The organism is Acidiphilium sp. (assembly GCF_049977125.1).
Lineage (GTDB): Bacteria > Pseudomonadota > Alphaproteobacteria > Acetobacterales > Acetobacteraceae > Acidiphilium.
Genome location: NZ_JBMFGY010000058.1, coordinates 1 through 19,878, shown reverse-complemented (window position 1 = coordinate 19,878; position 19,878 = coordinate 1). Strand labels below are relative to the sequence as shown.

General features: G+C 61.2%; 16 protein-coding genes. 4 read left to right on the top strand and 12 right to left on the bottom strand.

The genetic code is table 11. The features are described from left to right. The first annotated feature begins 232 nt into the window (after positions 1 to 232). Genes ACP5E6_RS10470 through ACP5E6_RS10460 form a run of 3 tightly spaced genes read left to right on the top strand, consistent with a single transcriptional unit; the run spans position 233 to position 4,133 of the window. Positions 233 to 766, top strand: a complete 534-nt coding sequence (locus tag ACP5E6_RS10470; protein WP_427954180.1) for a (2Fe-2S)-binding protein — start codon at positions 233 to 235, stop codon at positions 764 to 766. Next, a complete protein-coding gene (locus ACP5E6_RS10465) occupies positions 763 to 3,105 on the top strand; it encodes a xanthine dehydrogenase family protein molybdopterin-binding subunit (protein WP_427954179.1) in 2,343 nt (780 codons plus the stop codon). Before ACP5E6_RS10470 ends, ACP5E6_RS10465 begins: the two co-directional genes overlap by 4 nt. Then, positions 3,105 to 4,133: an FAD binding domain-containing protein gene (locus tag ACP5E6_RS10460; RefSeq protein ID WP_427954178.1), complete on the top strand. Its 1,029-nt coding sequence runs from the start codon at positions 3,105 to 3,107 to the stop codon at positions 4,131 to 4,133. Before ACP5E6_RS10465 ends, ACP5E6_RS10460 begins: the two co-directional genes overlap by 1 nt. A gap of 154 nt (positions 4,134 to 4,287) precedes the next feature. Here the strand turns inward: ACP5E6_RS10460 and ACP5E6_RS10455 are convergent, their stop codons facing one another. Beyond that, positions 4,288 to 5,235: an SMP-30/gluconolactonase/LRE family protein gene (locus ACP5E6_RS10455; protein WP_427954177.1), complete on the bottom strand. Its 948-nt coding sequence runs from the start codon at positions 5,233 to 5,235 to the stop codon at positions 4,288 to 4,290. A gap of 782 nt (positions 5,236 to 6,017) precedes the next feature. Between ACP5E6_RS10455 and ACP5E6_RS10450 the strand changes: the two genes are divergently transcribed. Next, entirely contained in the window at positions 6,018 to 7,118 is a 1,101-nt protein-coding gene (locus ACP5E6_RS10450; RefSeq protein ID WP_427954176.1) for a fatty acid desaturase family protein, read from the top strand. A 4-nt stretch (positions 7,119 to 7,122) separates the two neighbouring features. Here the strand turns inward: ACP5E6_RS10450 and ACP5E6_RS10445 are convergent, their stop codons facing one another. The 11 genes from ACP5E6_RS10445 to ACP5E6_RS10395 all read right to left on the bottom strand — a co-directional run bounded on the left by ACP5E6_RS10445 (position 7,123) and on the right by ACP5E6_RS10395 (position 19,665). Then, entirely contained in the window at positions 7,123 to 8,469 is a 1,347-nt protein-coding gene (locus tag ACP5E6_RS10445) for a sensor histidine kinase (RefSeq protein WP_427954175.1), read from the bottom strand. A 2-nt stretch (positions 8,470 to 8,471) separates the two neighbouring features. Further along, positions 8,472 to 9,680 (bottom strand): FIST signal transduction protein, encoded by a 1,209-nt coding sequence (locus ACP5E6_RS10440; RefSeq protein WP_427954174.1) that lies wholly within the window; start codon positions 9,678 to 9,680, stop codon positions 8,472 to 8,474. After that, positions 9,677 to 11,068 (bottom strand): diguanylate cyclase, encoded by a 1,392-nt coding sequence (locus ACP5E6_RS10435; protein WP_427954173.1) that lies wholly within the window; start codon positions 11,066 to 11,068, stop codon positions 9,677 to 9,679. The genes ACP5E6_RS10440 and ACP5E6_RS10435 overlap by 4 nt, the downstream gene beginning before the upstream one ends. A 260-nt stretch (positions 11,069 to 11,328) precedes the next feature. Next, on the bottom strand, positions 11,329 to 12,078 hold the full coding sequence (locus ACP5E6_RS10430) for an SDR family NAD(P)-dependent oxidoreductase (protein WP_427954172.1): 750 nt from the start codon (positions 12,076 to 12,078) through the stop codon (positions 11,329 to 11,331). Between the two features lie 77 nt (positions 12,079 to 12,155). Continuing rightward, entirely contained in the window at positions 12,156 to 13,052 is an 897-nt protein-coding gene (locus tag ACP5E6_RS10425) for a tyrosine recombinase XerC (RefSeq protein ID WP_427954181.1), read from the bottom strand. A 34-nt stretch (positions 13,053 to 13,086) separates the two neighbouring features. Then, entirely contained in the window at positions 13,087 to 13,491 is a 405-nt protein-coding gene (locus ACP5E6_RS10420) for an ExbD/TolR family protein (protein ID WP_427954171.1), read from the bottom strand. 2 nt (positions 13,492 to 13,493) lie between these two features. Next, entirely contained in the window at positions 13,494 to 14,177 is a 684-nt protein-coding gene (locus ACP5E6_RS10415; protein ID WP_427954170.1) for a MotA/TolQ/ExbB proton channel family protein, read from the bottom strand. After that, positions 14,174 to 16,093: a dipeptide ABC transporter ATP-binding protein gene (locus ACP5E6_RS10410; RefSeq protein WP_427954169.1), complete on the bottom strand. Its 1,920-nt coding sequence runs from the start codon at positions 16,091 to 16,093 to the stop codon at positions 14,174 to 14,176. Before ACP5E6_RS10410 ends, ACP5E6_RS10415 begins: the two co-directional genes overlap by 4 nt. After that, positions 16,090 to 16,977, bottom strand: a complete 888-nt coding sequence (locus ACP5E6_RS10405) for an ABC transporter permease (protein ID WP_427954168.1) — start codon at positions 16,975 to 16,977, stop codon at positions 16,090 to 16,092. The genes ACP5E6_RS10410 and ACP5E6_RS10405 overlap by 4 nt, the downstream gene beginning before the upstream one ends. Next, positions 16,974 to 17,927, bottom strand: a complete 954-nt coding sequence (locus ACP5E6_RS10400) for an ABC transporter permease (RefSeq protein WP_427954167.1) — start codon at positions 17,925 to 17,927, stop codon at positions 16,974 to 16,976. The genes ACP5E6_RS10405 and ACP5E6_RS10400 overlap by 4 nt, the downstream gene beginning before the upstream one ends. 34 nt (positions 17,928 to 17,961) lie before the next feature. Further along, positions 17,962 to 19,665, bottom strand: coding sequence for a peptide ABC transporter substrate-binding protein (locus ACP5E6_RS10395; RefSeq protein WP_427954166.1), 1,704 nt, complete (start codon positions 19,663 to 19,665; stop codon positions 17,962 to 17,964). Positions 19,666 to 19,878 lie beyond the last annotated feature (213 nt).

The following is a 19,878-nucleotide window of genomic DNA, read 5'->3' as shown; positions in this document are numbered from 1 at the left end:
ATCGCATATCGCTCTAAGGCACGGGAGCTGATCGCCGGTCGGGTCATTCACGTGCTCGAAGCCGTCTGACGAGTCGCTTGATCCTGATCAAGGCGGGATGAACCTTGCCGAAGTATAGCACACTCACGGAGCGGTCGGGAGCGATACGATTCGTTTGAGGGTGGGTGTGCGGGATGATCGATCGTAGCGTTGATTTTCTTGGGGTTACACTCAGGTGCGCGCAGAGATGTCGATGAACGAAGCGGAGCCGGCAGAGTCGGTTGGATCGGTGGGGCCGGATTTCGGGCCGGCGGGTATGCCGATTTCGCTGATGGTGAACGGGCGCGCCCGGATTGTGCGGGTCGAACCCCGCACGACTTTGGCTGAGGCGTTGCGCGACGGATTGGGATTGACCGGTACCAAGATCGCCTGTGATCGCGGGGCCTGCTCCGCCTGCACGGTCTGGCTCGATGGCGCGCCGGTTTGTTCATGCATGATGTTGGCGGTCGAGGTTGGCGCGCGACAGATCACGACGATCGAAGGGTTGGCGGTGGGTCACGCGCTGCACCCGGTGCAGGCGGCATTCATCGGGCATGATGCGATCCAGTGCGGGTTCTGCACGCCGGGTATGATCATGGCGTGCGCGGCTTTGCTGGCGCGCACGCCGAATCCGACCGAGGATGAGGTCAAGGCGGCGATCAGCGGGCATTTGTGCCGGTGCGGCACCTATCCGCATGTCATCGCGGCGACTCTTGCGGTGGCGGCCGGGCGAGGGATAGGTTCATGACCGTCGATGACGGCTGCCGGAGCGAGGTCTTTCCCTGCGGGATTCTCGGTGTCGGTCTTGCAACCGTGACGCGGCAGGTCCCGCAGGACGAACCGCCGCCGTGGCCGCCCAATGCGGCACTTGCGGTCGTTGGCCGGTCGGCCCCGCGCAGCAATGGTCGCGACAAGGTGACGGGTGCCACGCGCTTTACCGTCGATGTCGGTCCTCGCTTCATGTTGCACGCGGCGATGCTGCGCTCGCCCTTGGCGCATGCCGAGATCAGCTCGATCGATACGACCGAGGCGATGCGTCATGCAGGGGTGCGCGCCATCGAGATCATTGCCCGGCCGCGTGATCCGCTAACCGGGGTCGTGCGCTATATCGGGGCGCCGGTCGCCGCGGTGGCGGCTGAATCGCGGGCGGATGCCGAGGCGGCGCTGCGGTTGATCAAAGTTGTGTATCATCCGTTGCCTTTCGTGGTCGATCTGCTCGCGGCCCGACTGCCGGGGGCGCCGTTGGTCCATGATGCGGCATCGGCGCCGCAGGGGCATCCGTCGGGCTTTCCGGCGGCGGCTGGTCTTGCTCTCGCGGGGAATGTGCGTGGCCCGGCGCGGCGCGAGCGCGGCGATTTGGCGGCTGGTTTCGCCGCGGCTTCAGTGATCGTCGAGGCCGATTATTCAACGCAGGTGCAGACGCATTGCTGCATGGAGACGCATGCGATCGTTGCGGATTGGCAGGACGATGGTCTGACCGTGCATATGTCCACCCAGTTCACCGCCGGTGTGCGTCATGAGTTGGCCGAGGCGTTTGATCTGCCGCTCAGCCGGGTTCGGGTCGTGGTCGATGGCATGGGGGGTGGTTTTGGCTCCAAATCATCGCTCGGGACCTATGGACGGGTTGCCGTTGCCTTGTCACGCGATGCGGGTGCGCCGGTGCGGCTGGTGCTGGACCGGATGGAAGAGCAGATGGATACCGGCAACCGGCCGTCGACCACGCAACATCTGCGGATCGGGGCGCGGAGCGACGGCACACTGACGGCGGTTTCTGTCGTGAGCTACGGAACCGCGGGCGTTGCGGTGGGGGCCGGGATCGGCGGTTTCGCCGAAACCCTGTACGCCGTCCCGCATTTCGCATCGGATCAATACGATGTGTTCACCAACGCGGGTCCCGGGTCTGCAATGCGCGGGCCGGGCAATACGCCGGGTGCTTGGGCGGTCGAGCAGGCGGTCGATGAACTCGCCGAACGTCTTGCGATCGATGCTCTGGTGCTGCGCGACCGGATCGATCCCAGTCCGGTGCGGCGTGAGGAGCGCCGTCTGGGAGCGTTGCGCATCGGTTGGGCGGGACGGCACGCGCCTGGCTCTGATCCGGGTCCGGTCAAGCGCGGCATCGGCGTCGCGCAGTCGCTCTGGCCGGCCAATGTGCAGACCAACGCGGCGTGCGAGGTGCGGGTGATGCGCGACGGTTCGGTCGAGGTGCGTTCAGGCGTGCAGGACATTGGCACCGGCGTCGGCACGATCATGGCCCAGGTGGTTGCCGAGGTGCTCGGACTGCGCCCGGAACAGATCGCGGTGCGGATCGGGGATACTGATTTTCCGGCGGGCCCGCCGTCCTATGGCAGTCGCACCACCGCCTCGATCACGCCGCCGGCGCGAACGGCCGCGTGGCAGGTGTTACAGATGTTGTTGCGCGAGGCGGGGCTTGCACTGAACGCGGCCCCTGCCGATCTGATCGCCGCATCCGGGCGCATCATGCTGCGTGACCAGCCTGAGCGCGGTCTGGATTTCGGCGAGGTTGCGGCGCGATTGCCGACCGATCAGATCGGTGCCACCGCGGCGCGTGGCGATGATTATGGTGGATTTCGCCGTCGCATGGGGGATGCCGCGATCGCACGGCATGACCTCGGTGGGGTGCAGTTCGCGCAGGTCGCAGTCGATACTGAAACCGGTGTGATCAAGGTGGAGCGGGTCGTTGCCGTGCATGACTGCGGACGTCCGATCAACCCGAAGCAACTTGAAAGTCAGGTGCAGGGGGGTGTGTTGATGGGCATGTCCTATGCCTTGTTCGAGACCCGCGTCCTGGACCGCCACTCCGGCCGGATGCTCAATGCCGATCTTGAGGCCTATAAACTGGCCGGGCCGGCGGATACGCCGGATATCGAGGTCATCATTCTGGAAAATTACCAGGGTGAAAATGCAACCGATGCCTATGGTATCGCCGAGCCGGCGAATATTGCGACGGCGCCGGCCATCGCCAATGCGGTTTATAACGCCATCGGTGTCAGGCTGCGCAGCCTGCCGATGACGCCGGCGGCGGTGCTCGCGGCCCTTGGCGACAATTCGGCGCGATTGCCGTCATGATGAACAGTTTTGCCCTGATCCGGCCCCAGACGCTCGCGGATGCCGCCGCCGCTGCGACCATCACCGTTGCCGAGGCGATGACCGCGCCGGTCGATCTGACCGGACATGAAGGTGTGGCGGTTGTCAAAGCCGGTGGTATCGATCTGCTCGACCTCCTCAAGGAGGCGCTTCTGACCCCGGCGGCGCTGCTCAGTCTCGCCTCGGTTCCCGGTCTTGACGGGATTGTCGAGAGCGATGCGGGGGATCTGCGGATCGGGGCGATGGCGACGCTTGCGAGGGTCGCGGATCATTTGCTGGTGCGATCGCGCTACCCGGCGCTGGCCGAGGCGCTGGCGGCAACGGCAAGCCTGGAAATCCGTAATGTCGCAACACTTGGGGGCAATCTGTTGCAGCGACCGCGCTGCTGGTATTTCCGTTCGTCGGCCTATCATTGTCTGCGCAAGGGGGGTGGGCATTGTTTCGCGATTGCTGGTGAAAACCAGTATCACGCGATTTTTGACAATCGTGTTTGCGCGATTGTGCATCCATCCACGCCGGCGACGGTTCTGGTTGCGCTCGGTGCGAGGGTCGAACTGGCCTCATGCGAGGGAACCACCCGCGAGGTCCGGCTTGAGGAATTCTTTATTGGCACCGATCGTGACGTTCAGCGGGAGACTGATCTTAATCCGCATGAAATCATGACGGCCGTGCTGCTGGCGCCACCGGCGGCGAGGGCGCGGATGGCATATGTGCGTTTGGGTGAGCGCGCCGCCTTTGATTGGCCGCTGGCGGATGTTGCTGTTGTACTCGACTGCGACGACAAGGGGATTTGCCGCCAGGCAGCGATCATTCTGGGCGCGGCGGCAGCGGTGCCTTACCGCGCGCGTGATGGCGAGACGGCGCTGGTTGGCCAGCGGATCGACGAGACGACCGCCCGCCGTGCCGCAACGCTGGCCCTTACCGGTGCCACGGCTTTTGCCCGGAATTCCTATAAACTTGCTCTCTTTGACACGCTGATCCGCCGCGCGATTCTCTCGGCCGCAACGTGACGACCGGCGACGCCATCTTGCCTCTGTGTGTCGTATTCAATCAACCAGGGACTAGAGCGTTATGCTTTCAGCTTAACGCTCTAGTTCTATGTTTTTTCGAGCGATTTCATGCGATTATATTGCCGCTGCCGCGTCAACTCAATCGCATATCGCTCTATCCGCCGGCGACGCCCTGGGCGTTGACATACAGGGCGTAGATCGCGTGGCTCGCGGCCATGAACAGGCGATTGCGCCTTGTGCCACCGAAGCAGAGGTTGGCACAGCGTTCCGGCAGGGCGATTCGCCCGATCGGATCGGCTGAGGGGTTGAAGATCATGACGCCGTCGAGCGCCGCGGTGCCCATGCCCCACCCGGCCCAGAGATTGCCATCGGTATCGCAGCGGATACCGTCCGGTGTGCCGCCGGGGCCAGCGTCGATGAACGGGCGGCCGTTGGTCAGGCGGTTCGAGTCGAGGACATCGAAGACCCGGATGCCGCGATGTGGGGTCGCGCGCGATTCGACGATATAGAGGCGGGTTTCGTCGGGGGAGAAGGCAAGTCCGTTTGGGCCGGCCACGTCGTCGGCGACGATGCTGAGAGCGCCGGTCACACCATCGAGCCGGTAAACATTTGCAGTGAGTTCGGCGACGGCGACGCTGCCCTCGTAGTAAGACGCGATGCCGAACGGTGGATCGGTGAACCAGATGCTGCCGTCGGATTTCACCACGACATCGTTGGGTGAGTTGAGGCGTTTGCCCTCGAAATGATCGGCCAGAATGGTGATGGTGCCGTCGTATTCGGTGCGGGTGACCCGTCGGGCGCCATGTTCGCAGGTGATCAGCCGCCCCTGGCGATCGCGGGTATTACCGTTGGCGTGGTGGGATGACTGGCGAAAAATCGATACGGCTCCACTGGTTTCATCCCAGCGCATCATTCGGTCGTTGGGTATGTCGCTCCAGAGCAGGTAGCGGCCATCGCCGAACCATACCGGACCCTCCGCCCAGCGCATGCCCGTGGCGAGGCGTTCGATCGACGCGCTGAACAGACGATATTTGGCGAAACTGGGGTCAAGCGTTTCGATGGCGGGGTCAGGATAGCGGGTTGCGGGTTGCCAGATTTCCATGGTTTGCGAGCTTTCAACGCCGAAGGGTGGATTGAGCGGTTCGGTGGCCGGCGTTTTTCGACACGTAACCCGCTGGTGCGATCCGGTCGACCTAAAGATGCAAGTGATACCCGGATGCAGACGAATGCGATCCTCGATGCGGTTTCACGCGTGACGATGGCGATAACTCACGTTGATGTCGGCAGGATCGCGTTTTGGGCGTGTTTACGCGATCGTGAGTTCGGGGATGCGTGGAAGCGGGAGACGTTGGCAGCGGCGACTGATCAACACTCTGGTTTGGCGACGCGCGACAGTAAGGGCCGGTGATACTGTAACAATGCGCAATAATTCATTCTTTTTATAAGTCTTTATGTAGTATTTCGTATTGTCGGCGATTTGCCGCACTATTGGTCAGCCGTGAATGCGCGCTTCATCACATTAAGTTGATCGACGGTTCGTCACGTTGAAGTGGTTCGACCTCTTAAGAGGTGGCGGATCGCCTCTCGGTTTAGCCTGTGACGAGGCCGTACCGGACATTTCAGCCGACCTGCGCATTTTTGAATTTTTTGCGTCCAAAATTCATTCCGAAAATTCAACCGATTTAAATCACAAGATGTTTATTATAGGCGTGCTATACAACCTTGGCGTGAACTATGCTGACTAAACGACACAAAAATGCTCATCAACTCAATTTTGTAACTGAAAAGGATCATCATCACATGCATGTTTCTCATCTTCCTCTCTCTCCAGAGAGCGCATCCATCGCGGTGCCGACCCGAAACGATCCACGCGTGGACATGGCGATGCGCCTGCCAGCGGCGGTGCAGCCATTTCTGACGTGGCTGACCGCCAAGCCGGCACCGGGTGAACCAGCCTCGCCACGAAAGCCGATCACCTATGTTGCCGAAGCGATCGGGCTGGTGATCGGTGGTTGTGCCGTCTCGGCGCTCACGCTGACAATGTTGAGCGCGGCGCAACCCTTGTTCTGGCTTCTGCTGTTCGCCGGATTGCTCGCGACCAGTTCAGGACTTGGCCTGTTTCAGGTTGTTATCTTTCATCACTGCTCGCATGGCACGGTGTTCAGCACGCGTGAGCGCAATCGACTGGTCGGCCGGCTGGTTTCGGCGGTGCTGTTGTTCAAGCATTTCGATGTGTATCAAAAAGAACATATGCTGCACCATAACGCCAATAAACTGTTTACCGACGAGGATGAATTCACCGACTTCGTTGTTGGTATCTGCGATCTACGGACGGCGCTCGACCGGCGTGCCCTGTGGCGGCAGTTGCTGACCCTGCTGGTTTCGCCGGTGTTCCATGGCCGGTTTCTGTGGAAGCGGATCAAGGGAAGTCTTGCGTCGCACGAACGGTCGCATAATCTGATCGGAATCGGGGTGTGGGCGGCTCTTCTGATCGGTGCTGCGCTGACCCATATGTTGATCGTGGTGCTGGTCGCCTGGGTATTGCCGGTTACCGTGCTGCTCCAGATTGCAACGGTATTCCGGATTCTGTGTGAACATCGGCTCCCCTCCGTTGATATTATCGCGCTACGCGGCAAGCAACTGGTCTGTGAGGCGACGGCGGGGGTGTTTCCCGGGCTCTTTCCGCCGCGCCACAATGCACGCAGTTTTCGTGGACTCGCAGCGTGGAGCGGGTGGTGGGCGAATATGCTGACGGTTCAGTTATTCGTCCGTCTGTTCGTGCTTGTGGGCGATGCGCCGTGCCATGATTTTCATCATCGCCGGCCGGGCAAACGTTGGACCAATTATGTGCATGCTCGGCAGATGGACATCGAAGCAGGTTGCCCGGGGTTTCCGCTGAATTACATCGAGACCTGGGGATTGTTCCGCGCGGTCGATGAAAATTTTGCGGCGATGGCGCGAGCGCCTGCGGATCTTTTGGGGTGAGGCCTCACGCCGGATTGGTTGAACGGGCTGATCCGGCGGGAAGGGCAATGGTCACGGTGGTGCCGACGCCGACGATACTGTCGATCCGCAAGGTGCCGCCGTGCGCTTCGGTGAGTTGTTTTGCGATCGGCAGACCGAGGCCGGCGCCGCCGGCGCGGTGTTCTCCCTCCCGTGCGAGTTGCACGAACGGTTCGATCACACGAGAGATGTCGTCCGGTTTGATGCCGATGCCGGTGTCGCGTACGCTGATGTTGATACCCTGATCGTCGGTGACGCGGGCGGACACTGTGATGGTGCCACCCGGCGCGGTGAATTTGATGGCGTTGCCGATCAGGTTGGACAGGATTTGGCGAAATCGCTCGTAATCGATCAAGATTGACCAGGTTGGGTCGGGTTGATCGATATCGATCCGAACGGCGTGTGCGCTGGCTTCAAGTGCAAGGCCGCGCGCTGCGTTCTGTAGTAATTGCGCGACCGGAACCCAGGCCTGGCGCATGAACGGTATGGCGTTTTCGAAACTAGAAAAATCCAGAATATCCTTGACCAGCGCCAGCAGTCGGCGCCCGGAATCGAGGATCTGGGTCGCGAATTCGGTCCGCTGTTCGGGAGTTGGCGCGCGCGGTTCGGTTTGCAGCAACAGTTCTGAAAATCCGATCACCGCTTCGAGTGGAGAGCGGAATTCATGGCTGAGCGTGGCTAGGAATTGCGCCCGCACTGTGTTCGCATCTTCTGCAACCTTTTTGGCCTGGCGAAGCGCCGCCTCGGCGAATTTTCGGATCAACACGTCAATATAGACGGCGAGGGCGACTTCGACGAGTTCCTGATCGCCCGCCTCGAACGCGCGGTGAACATTGGTCTCGCTTCGGTTGCCGAGCAGCAGGGCGCGGCCCTGGCCGGGATCGTAGGCCCATAACACATAGGGGACACCGAGCAGGACGGTCATCGGCAGGCTCGCCGGGGGGGCTGGCTGACTTGCGGTTGTGTAGAGGAAACCGGGTGGGGATACGATTGTCAATTCGTGAGCGGTTGCCGCCCCGAACGCATGTTCGACGGTGAAGCGGTCGGGTTGGTCGGTCGTGTTGAGCAGAAATACGGCACGATCGCACACCGCTGTATCGGCGATGATCGCCAGGATCAGGGCACCGATTTTTTGAGGCTGGATTTCCTTGCCGATGATCAGATAGGCCTCGCGGACCAGTTTCGCGACGATGCGATTGCGCCGGGCTTCACGCGCGACTCGGCTGTTCTCCTCCTGTAATCGGAACAACCGGGCACCGATGTCGTTGTATTCCCGTCGGTAATACAACAATTCACGTTCGAGTTGATCCCGGCTGACACCCTGGTCGTTCATGGCTAGGTGGCGTGCTGAAAGACACTCAATACGCCGGTCCAATCGAGCGGGCGGCTGTAATTGCCTGCGAAGGGGGCGATTTCGACCCCTGAGTAGAACCCCATGAACGGGCAGGATAGCGCCAGGGTTTGCAGCACCAGATCCGCTTCCTCGGTGGTCGCGCCGCTCATCACGCTGGCGCGACCGGCACAGTCGATATAGAGGGCGAACAGGCAATCTTCAGAGTCGACGCGTCCGCGCAATTCGGCGACACCGCGTTCGACCGATTCCAACATCAGCGCATTATCACGGCTCATGATCTGCACGCGGGTGCCGACGGCGAAATCGGGTTCAAACAGGGTGATCGACCGGCGATCCGGATTGGCGTGCAAAATCAGCCGATTAACGTAATTGTTTTCGTCATAGGGGGCGAACGGGTCACCCTGTTTCTGGCCCAAGGTCGCGATCAGGGAGAGTTGCTGGCCGCTGGTGGTGCCGAGCTCTAGCCCCAGCATCCGCTCGATCACGGTGAGCGCCGGTTCACCATCGAGTTCGAGGACTTCGGCGCCATCGATCTTGGTGATCTCGATAAAACTGCTGACCGGACGGCAACCATGCAGTATCGCGGTGGATACCTGGATGCCGGACGGAAAGATCAGCGCCGCCATTGCGTGTTTGCAGATGGCGCCCTCGGCGATCATCCAGCCATCGGACATATTGATGTCGGTCAGCAGCCCGCCGCCGATCACGTGAAGCCGCCGGTCGCCGAGGCCGTCGTGAAATCCGGCCATCAGTTGGCTGGCCGGGTGCAGGCGGAGTGGTGCGGCGCTGGCCACACTATCGAACAGGATCAAAACCGCCGCATCATCGCGGGTGTGATCGCGCACGACCTGCCCCAAGGCGCGGCCTGCCGTGGTTTCACCGCCTTCGAGATCGCGCGTGAGCACGACCATCGGTGTCACATCGGCACCGCGAAACGCGATCATGCCGATTTCGAATCCGGTATAGCCAAATCCGTCAGTGGTAATCGCGCCCGCCGCTGAGCCGCCGGTGACCGGCACATCACCGAAAACCGACCGGATGGCATGCAGCGTCGCGGTCGGGTCGTGCTTGCCGCCGACGAAAGCGAGGATCAGATCGGGCGCCTCGTCGTTCAATCGCGCGCGGCAGGCGGTAACGGCGGCCATCACATCGAGATCGCTGGCGTAGGCGGTGCGCACGCGTCCGGTCATGGTCCGGCTTCCTGTGATAATGAGGGTGTATGATCCGGCACAAGCCGATACAACGACACAAGATTACGCCCGGCGCGTTTGGCATCGTAGAGGGCTGCATCGGCCTCGCCGAGCAGGGCTTCGGCGCTGGCGGGCGGACGGCTGAGGGTGACGCCGACACTTGCGGTCACGCGGGTCGTGAAATCGAAGGTCAGCGCTTCGATGGTCGATCGCAGTTTTTCCGCAATCGCGGCGGCTCGGCGTTCGTCGGTCAGGCCGTTGATGATGACAACGAATTCCTCGCCGCCGAACCGCGCGATCAGATCGCTGGTGCGCAGGTTGCGGCGCAAAATGTCGGCCACGCGCTGCAACACCTTGTCGCCGGCGAGATGACCGAACTGATCGTTGATCGTCTTAAAATGATCGATGTCGACGATCATCACGGCGAAACCACTGCCAGACGGATCGTCGCACAAACGTTCCAGATGGGAGCTGAGGTAACGGCGATTGTACAGCTGGGTCAGTGGATCGATGACAGCAAGCTTGAGGGCGCTGCCGACGTCGTTGCGCAGCGATTCCTCATAGAGTTTGTGGCGGATCTGGTTGTTGGCGCGAAGCGTGAGTTCGTCGGCATCGAGCGGCAGGATCAGACAGTCGTTGGCGCCGAGATCAAGTGCATGGATCATGATATCACGCTGATCGGGTTCAGCGATCAGGAGCAGCGGCGTATCCCGCGATTCGGCCCAGGCCCGGCAGCGCGCCACCAGCCGGAGGGGATCGACCCCCAGCAGCGACAGGCTGATGACCATGAGATCGAATGTGCTGCCCCTGATATGATCATAGACCTCGGCTTCATTACGCGCCGCGATGACATCGATGTTGGCGGCACTCAGAACCTGCTGAATTTCCATCCCCCGCGTTGTCAGATCGTCCACCACCAATGCGCGCGCGCGGTGGTGCGAGATATCATCCGGTCGTCCGATGGTTAATCCCAGTGTCATCGCGGTTGCACCGCGGCCGCGCCATTCATCGCGCAGACGTTTGAAGCGGATGATGCCGCGCAACCTGGCAAGCAGGAGTTCGTAATGGATCGGTTTGGTCAGAAACTCATCGGCCCCGCACTGCAGGCCCTGCGCGCGATCCCGCGCATGGTTGAGGCCAGTGATCATGATGATGGGGATATGAGCGGTTGATGAGAGGCTCTTGATCTGGCAGCTGAGATCGAAGCCATTGAGGCCGGGCATCATGACGTCGAGCAGAATGACATCCGGCTGCCAGACTTGGGCGATCGCCAGGGCATCGCGGCTATCGTTGACGGTTTTGACCTCATAATACTCGCTGGTCAGCCGCACCTCGAGGAGCCGGGCATTGGGCGCGATATCATCGACAATCAGCACACGAGCGGTCAAAACGTGCTCCCTTTACAAACCAAAAATCCTTCTTCGACGAGAACGAGTTCTGTTTGTCTTTATCTGGCGCAAATGAGGTTAACTTACGGCAAATTAATTTTCAGTTTAACTTGTGAATACTGCAATCTTAAATATAGGCCTCACCCAACGTGAAACCGAGAGAATATACCATGACTTGTACTCATCACACCAGCACAATTTAGGATAATGGATTTAGTTTACCTTAGGTTGTAATGGGGTTTTCGTACTGCACCGCAAAATCAATAGGTTGCGCGCCCTCCCGAAATATCGAACACGCCGCCGGTTGTGAACGAGCATTCGGGCGATGCCAACCAACAGATCAGTGAGGCGAGTTCCTCGACAGTGCCAAATCGCCCCATCGGGATTTTCGAGAGCATGAAATCGATGTGCTCCGGAGTCATCTGGTCGAAAATCGCCGTGCGAACCGCGGCGGGAGTGACGCAATTGACCGTAATGCCGGTTTTGGCGAGTTCCTTGCCGAGTGATTTGGTCAGGCCGATCACGGCGGCTTTCGAGGCACTGTAGGCTGATGCGTTCGGATTGCCCTCCTTGCCGGCGATCGAGGCGATGTTGACAATCCGACCGGAATTTGTCGCCAACATATAGGGCACCACAGCCTTGGTGGCGTGAAAGACGCCGTGCAGATTGACCGCGATGACGCGATGCCAGTCTTCGACCGGATAAGTCCACGTCGTCATGTTCGGTCCGGTGATGCCGGCGCTGGTGACCAGACTGTCGATCGCGCCGAATTTCTCATGGGTGGCCGCTGCCGCCGCCTCAACGGCCCGATAGTCGGTGACATCGATCGCGATACCGATCGCGCGGTCGCCTATTCGGGCGATCGTGGCGTCGATTTCCCTCTGATTGCGATCCCAGATCGCAACCTTACCGCCTTCGGCGATGATTCGATTGGCAACCGAGAGGCCGATGCCGGCGGCTCCGCCGGTTATCACGGCGCAATGATGTTCGAAACGAGAAGGGAAAACCATGATGTCTGTCCGTTGTCGATATTCGACAAAACTAGCATCGAATCTGCGGCATGTCTCGCCATCGAGGCCTCCGGCAGTTAACCGCCGGCGCGCGGGTGGGTCTGTTGCCACACGGCGAGGAGTTGCGCGGTATCGACATCGGTGTAGCGCTGGGTGGTTGAGAGGCTGGCGTGGCCGAGTAGATCCTGGATCGCGCGGAGATCAGCACCGCCCGCGAGAAGATGCGTGGCGAAGGAGTGGCGCAGCGCGTGAGGTGTGGCGTGTTCGGGCAGGCCGTTGGCGCGACGGAAGTCGCGCAGGTGTTTCTGTACCACACCGGCATTCAGGCGTGCGCCGCGCGCGCCGAGGAATAGGGGCGATTCCGGTGAGGGGGCGGGATGATGGCGTGCCCAGGTGGCGAGAGCGCAGCGTACGGCATCCAGGAGCGGCACGATGCGGTGTTTGCTGCCTTTGCCGCGCACCATCAACGGAGCGCCAGCTGGTGGCAGGTCGCGCCAATCCAGCGAGAGTGCCTCGTTGATGCGTAGACCGGCGCCATAGAGCAGGGCCATCAAGGCATTGTCACGCGCGGCGATGGCCTGGGTGGTTGCGGTATCGCCAAGGTCGTCGATCACTGATCGGGCATCGGGTATGGTCAGGGCGCGCGGCAGAGGCCTTCGAGCGCGCGGCGTCATGACCAGGCCGGGGGCTTCGTTGGCAATGCCATGGCGAAGGCGGAGATAGCGATAGAAGCTACGGATGGCGGAGAGTTTCTTGGCGCGGGTCGCATTGCCGATGCCGTTGTTGGCGATGCTGGCGAGATAGGCGCGCAGATCGGCCAGGGCCACCGATGCAAGATCATTCGCGTGGGGTGGGGCGCCGATGTGGTGGGTCAGAAACTCAAGGAATTCAGCGAGATCGCCGCTATAGGTCGCGATGGTTTTGACCGCGGCGCGGCGTTCGCCAGCCAGATAGGCCAGAAACGCCGCGAGCAGATCGTTTGCCGCAGGAACCCCTGCGGCTGCCGGTTCAGTGTTTTGTGGCAAGCCCGACATCGGTGATGCCGGATTTCCGCACCGAGTTCATCACCTGCATGATGCGCTCGTATTTGACCGATTTGTCGCCGGCGATGATCACGTCGATCTTCTTTTTCGTGTCGTACAGGCCAGTGAGATAGGTGGTCAGCCCGGCGCGGGTGATCGACTGGTTCTTGACGTGCAGGCCACCGTTCGGATCGATCATGATGACGATCTGGGTCGGTTTCAGCTCGTTGGCGGTCGAGGCGCCGGGGAGCTGGAGCTTGACGCCGGAATCCGGGATCATCTTCAGGACAATCATGACGAAGAACACCAGGAGAAACATCATGATGTCGATCATCGGAACAATTTCGAGGCGGGGTCGTCCCCGCTCCTGGGGGGGATGTCTGCGGCGCATGATCAGACCCTCGCGGCGGTGTATTCGGTGGCGCGGGTCTGCGCCATGGTGGCCCCACCTTCGGAGACCCCGTCGGACAGGCCGCGGGTGTGGAAGCGGTTGATCAGCATGACCTTGATCAGTTCGAGTTGCTGGGTGATCCGCTGGGCAAGGGAGTTGAAGTAGTTAACGAAATAGACCGCGATGATCGCAATGAGAAGGCCGGCGCCGGTGGAGATCAGCGCATCGGCGATGCCGCCGGTGACCTTGGCGGGACCGCCGTGCTGGGAGAGCACGTTGAACGCCTGGATCATGCCGATGATGGTGCCGAACAGCCCGAGCAGCGGGGCGAGAGTGACCGATGTATCAAGAATCCAGAGGCCGCGGTTGACTCGCGGCATGGCGTCCATGATTTCCTCCTCGAGGTGGAAATCAAGTTCGTCGGCCGTTTCCCCGCGCGAGGCGAGAGCGGTGACGATCAGATGACCCTGCAGGGTTTTGCTGTTGGCTTCGGCCAGTTCGCGCAGGCCCTCGGCGTTGCCATAGCCAAGGCTGCGGAGTCGCGCATGGATACGGCTGCCGGCGTTGATGGTCTTTTTCAGCAACCAGAGTCGCTCAAAGGCGACGATCAAGGTGATCAGCAGCAGTATGGGCATCACGGCGAGGAGGCCACCCGTGAGAAGGACAAGGCGGACAATTTCATTCATGGGTTAAACTCCTTGGTCTGAGCGGTCGCGGCCTGCAGGGGGGACGGTTGCGCGGTTGATGGGTTGAATTCGTTAACATCGTGTGATCCCGCCGTTGGCCTGGCGCGGAAATGGGGTGAGGCAGCAATCAATTCTCGTGTGTAGGCGTTACGCGGGCGGGTGAGCACGTCTTGTGCGGTACCGAATTCGACCATGGCGCCACCGTTCAAAACGGCGATCCGATCGGCCATATAGCTGACTGCGGCAATGTCATGACTGATCAGCATATAGCTCAAACCATCTTGACGCGCCAAATCTTTCAAAAGGTTCAATAAAAGTGCTTGGGTTGAAACATCAAGACTCGATGTTGGCTCGTCAAGCACGATTATGCCAGGATTGGTGGCCAGCGCGCGTGCGATCGCGATCCGCTGCGCCTGGCCACCGGAGACTGAGCCGGGAAACAGGTTCAGCATACGGTCCGACAGGCCAACGCGGTCGAGCAGGGCCGCCACATGCGCCATGCGGGCGCTCTGACCGCGCATTCCGGCCAGTTTCAACGGTTCGGCGACGATATCGCCGATCCTCATGCGCGGATTCATCGACTCTTTCGGGTCCTGAAACACCACTTGGATGCGTCGCTTCGCCAGGGAGCGCTGGGCGCGGGGCATCGAATCGAACGCCTCGCCGTTCAAAATCACGTGACCATGGTAGGGGATCATTTGAAGCACGGCCCGACCGAGGGTTGATTTGCCGGAACCGCTCTGGCCGACGATGCCGAGACATTCGCCCTGGCGAAGCGTGAATGAAATATCATCAAGCGCGCGCATCTTATCCTTGCGGCCGAGCACACCTTGAAGAAAACTGGTCGCGGTACGCTCATAATCGACGCCGAGCGACGTGACTTCGAGGGCGGTGTCGCGCGAGATCACCGCGGGGGCGGGTGGCGGTTCCATGACGGCATCGAGCATGGCGGTCGGGCTGATCTCGCGCCCCCGGCGGCAGGCGAAGCTGGTGCCGCCCAGGCTATCCGGCATGGGGTAGGCGGTTTCGCAAGCGGCTTCGCGGAAGGCGCAGCGCGGTGCGAAGCGGCAGCCGGGTGGCCGGGTTTCGGGGTCCGGCAGATTGCCGGGAATGCTGGCAAGCCGGGTCTGGCCAAGTCGCGGCACCGCGCCGAGTAACGCCTGGCTGTAAGGATGGCGCGGCTGAGCGAAAAAGCTGCGCGCGGCGCCCCATTCGACCGATTTGCCGGCGTAGAGCACATGCACCTGATCGGCGTGCTCCTCGACGATCGACAGATCATGGGTGATGAACAGCACGCCCATCCGATGCTCGCGGCGCAACCGGCTGAGCAGCGTCAGGATCTGGCGGGCGACCAGCAGGTCGAGCCCGGTGGTCGGCTCATCGGCGATCAGCAATTTGGGCGAGCAGGCCAGCGCCATCGCGATCATCACGCGCTGGCGCATGCCGCCGGAGAACTGGTGCGGATAATCATCGAGCCGGTCGGCCGGATCGGGAATGCCGACTTCGCCGAGCAGATCGCGGGCACGCGCACGGGCGGCGCGATCGGTCTCGCCGGTATGGAGCCGGTAAACCTCGGCGATCTGGTTGCCGACGCGTGTGGTCGGGTTCAGCGCCGAGAGCGGGTTCTGGAACACCATGCCGATGTCACGGCCGCGCACCTTGCGCATTTCAGACTCGGTGAGAGCCGTCAGATCGGTATCGGCGAGCATCACCCTGCCGCTGATCTCCGCACTCCGCGGCAGCAGCCGGATCACGCCAAGCGAGGCGATGGTCTTGCCCGAACCGCTTTCCCCCACTAGCGCGGTCATCTCTCCGGCATTGACGGTGAGGTTGATATCATCGAGCACCGCGATCGGCCGGCCACGGCCCCGCTTGAGCGCGACCGAAAGATGTTCGAGCGACAGAACCTCGCTCATCGTGCGGCACCGAAGCGGGCGAGCAGACCTTGCCCGATCAGATTGGCCGCCATGATCGAGAGAAAGATCAACAGGCCGGCGGGCAGGATCATCCACCACGGGTTGAGCGCGATCAGGTTGAGACCGGTTTGCAACAGGCCGCCCCAGCTGGTGTAGGGCGGCTGGACGCCGAGGCCGAGGAAGCTGAGGCCGGACAGCGCCAGAATTTCATCACCGACCAGGAAGGTCGCGTTGACGACGAGAATGGGTGCCATCACCCGCAATATATGCACCCGCGCGACATACCAGGTACCCCCGCCGAACTGCCGCGTGGCAAGGATGAAATCGCGGTTGCGCTGCGCGATCGCCTCGTTGCGGACGATGCGCGCAAGACCGGGCCATGAGGTCAGCCCGAGCAGCAGGATCAGCTCGAAATTGCCCGGCGTGAACAGGGCCGAGAAAAAAATCAGCACGACGAGGCCGGGCAGAGCGAGGATTGCATCGAGCACGCGCATCAGCACCTTATCGAGCCAGGCCGGGCTGAGTGCTGCGGCGAGGCCGTAGATGATGCCGAGCAGGAAGGTGAGGATGGCGGCGGGGATGCTGACGATGAGCGTGGCGTAGCCACCGGCGATCACCCGGGCGAGTTCGTTGCGGCCGATCTGGTCGGTGCCGAGCGGGAAGGTGGCGCTGGGGCCTTGCAGCGCGTGGTGGCCGTGGATGGCGTAGGGGCTGGCGGTGTAGAGATAAGGGCCGAGCAGGCTGAACCCGACGATGAGGACCGCGAGGACGATGCCGGCAACCAGGGTGGCGCGATCGCCCAGCCACATGGCGGCGCGTTCGGCGGCGGAGCGGCGCAGCGCGCCGCCGGGGGCGGTGACGGCGGTGGCGAGTGAATTGCTCATTCGTAGCGCTCCCTGGGGTCGAGCAGGCCGTTGACCAGATCCGCCAGCAGATTGCCGATGACGGTGAGCACGCCGATCAGCAGGACGATGGCGGAAATGACCGGGTAGTCCTGCGAGAGCGCGGAGCGCCAGAGCAGGTAGCCGAGGCCGGGGTAGTTGAATACGGTTTCGACCAGCACCGATCCCGCGAAAATCCCCGGGAACGACAGGCCGAGAATCGTCACCAGCGGCCGCAGCGCATTGCGTAGCACGTGTTTGAACAGCACGGCGCGGAAGGTGAGGCCCTTGGCCAGCGCGGTGCGGACGTAATCCTTGCCGAGTTCCTCATGCACCGAGGTGCCGAAATAGCGCGACAACCCGGCCACACCGAGCAGCCCGACGGTGAGAACCGGCAGGATCAGATGGCGCGCGTAATCGGGTAGGCCGGGGTGTTCGAGGCGCAGATCGGTGATGCCGCCGGTCGGCAGGACGCCCCATTTCACCCCGAAATACAGGATGAACATGGTGCCCACGAAAAACGTCGGCAGCGCATAGAGCGAGAGTTGCAGCGCCCCGATCAACCGCCCCGGCCAGCGGCCGTAAGTGACGCCCTGGATCAGTCCGAGGCCGATCGAAAGGATCAGTGCCAGCAGGATGGCGCCGATATAAAGTGCCAGCGTGTTCATCATGTAGTCGCCGACCAGCTGGGTGACCGGGCGGTTGAGCAGATAGGAATAACCGAGCCGGCCTTGCAGCAGATGCCACCACCAGATGACGTATTGCTTCCAGAGCGGGGCGGCGAGGCCGAGGCGGACGTTGAGTTCATGCACGGCGGCGGGCGTCGCCTTTTGGCCGAGGATTGAATAGGCCGGACCGCCGGGGGTGGCGTGGGTCATGAAGAAGACGATGGTAATGAGGATGGCGAGCGATACGGTCGCGGTGGCGAGCCGTTGGGTGATCATTCTCAGCATGGCGTCGTCCCTTCGGTACGGTGGCGACTGGTACTCATGGAGCCGAGTTATCCGCGACGGTGGAGGCGCAGTCCGGTGTTGTCCAGTGCAGATATTGCGGGGACCAGCCGCCGGTTGGGCTGATGAATTTGCGGATTCCTCGCAGGCCCTTGCGGGCGAGCACGACCACGCCGGTATCGCTCTGAAAAATGATCGGCTGCTGTTCGACCGCGTATTTCTCATAGGCATAAAGGGCGGAGAGACCGGGCGTTGTCGTCACCTTCGCCAATAATTCGTCCATTTTTTTGTCGCTGTAGCCTTCCTGATTGTAGCTGCCTTTGGAACCGAGCTGGGCGGCGTCGGACGGGAAGCTGCCGAGGGACCATCCGAAGGCCATCGCCTGCCAGGTCGATGGCCGGTAATCGAGCGCCATCAGCTGGTTGAACGTGACTTGGCGGATCTTCATGTCGATCCCGACAGCGCGGAGATCCTGCTGCTGGATTTCGGTCCAAAGTGTGGACGTTGCGCCGCCGGACGGGGTCAGGAGCGTGAAGGCGAGTTTCCGGCCATTCTTTTCACGAATACCGTCAGGACCCGGTTTCCAACCCGCTTCATCGAGGAGTTTACGCGACTTCGCCGGGTCGTAGCCGATCGGATATTTCCCTGCCCGTTCGGAGGGGGGAAGAAACGTGGGGGGCACGACGGGGATTGGGCCGTACTCCGGTTCGGTTGCATCATGGAACAGCACATGGACCACCTGTTTCTGGTTGATCGCATCCGCCATCGCTTGCCGCACTTTCAGGTCGTGAAAGAACGTCACTGTCGGGTTTTTGTAATTAAGCTGAATGAACTGGAAGCCGAAATTGGGCGTCAGCTTAAGGCGTCGCACATTCTTGAGCCGGCTGGCCGCATCCCAGAGCGAAAACGGCAGGTTGCTGATATCAAGCGTGCCGCTTTGCAACCCTTCGATTTCGGCACCGGAGGAGTGAAGAAAAGTCATGATGAAGCGGCGGATCTGCGATTTGTGGCCCTGATAGGTCGGATTGGGGCCGAACTCGATGTAGCGGCCCATTTTGTATTTCACGAGGCGATAAGGGCCGTCGATGACTTTGTAGAAATCGGGATCGGATTGATGGCGCCACATCTGGTTGATGGTGTATTTACCCCAGGCGTGGGCCGGGTAGGGCACGAACTGGGCGAGGCCGGTCAGTTCGAACCACTCGGGATTGACCGGATGTTTCAGGGTGATCGAAAATGTCTCCGGCCCCAGAATGTCAAACGATTTGATCAGGTTCGGAACGCCGCCGGAATTATAGCCCGGATAGGTCGGCCCAAGGCGCTTGATCAGATCGTAAGTGAATTTGATGTCTTTCGTCGTGACCGGTCGGCCATCCGACCACTGCCACGGCTTCATGGTGACGGTGAACACCGTATCGTTGTTTGAGATGTCGATTTTGGTCGCAAGGCTCCGGGGCCAGACGATCTTATGGTCTCGGTTGATGTAGAGCAGCCCGTAATACATCAGGCTCGACGCTTCGCCGTTATAGGCGCTGCTGATCAGGAACGGGTTGAGCGAGGTCACCGAAGCGGGGGGGGTGCCGAGGCCGACGCCGGGCGGGACGATGACGGTGCCGCAGGCCTGTGGCGCGGCGGCGAGGGCGGGGAGGGGCAGGGCGATGAGGGAGGCGGCGAGATAACGGCGCAGACGGGCGAACCGGTTGGTCTTTGCTGTCTGCGACTGTGCTGCCATGAACGTCATTTTATGATCTCACCAATCCATGGAACGCTGATCAAGCAGAATTATCCGGGCTTGCAAAGTGGAAATGACCAAGCCTTCGTCTTTTAGAGGCTTGTGTCGTCGTTGTGGTCAAGATTGGAATAATCAATGCAACAGCATCAGATTTTTTTTCCAATCATAAAATAGACTAATCGTAAAACGGGGCGACGCACCGCGCCGCCCCGATCAAAATTA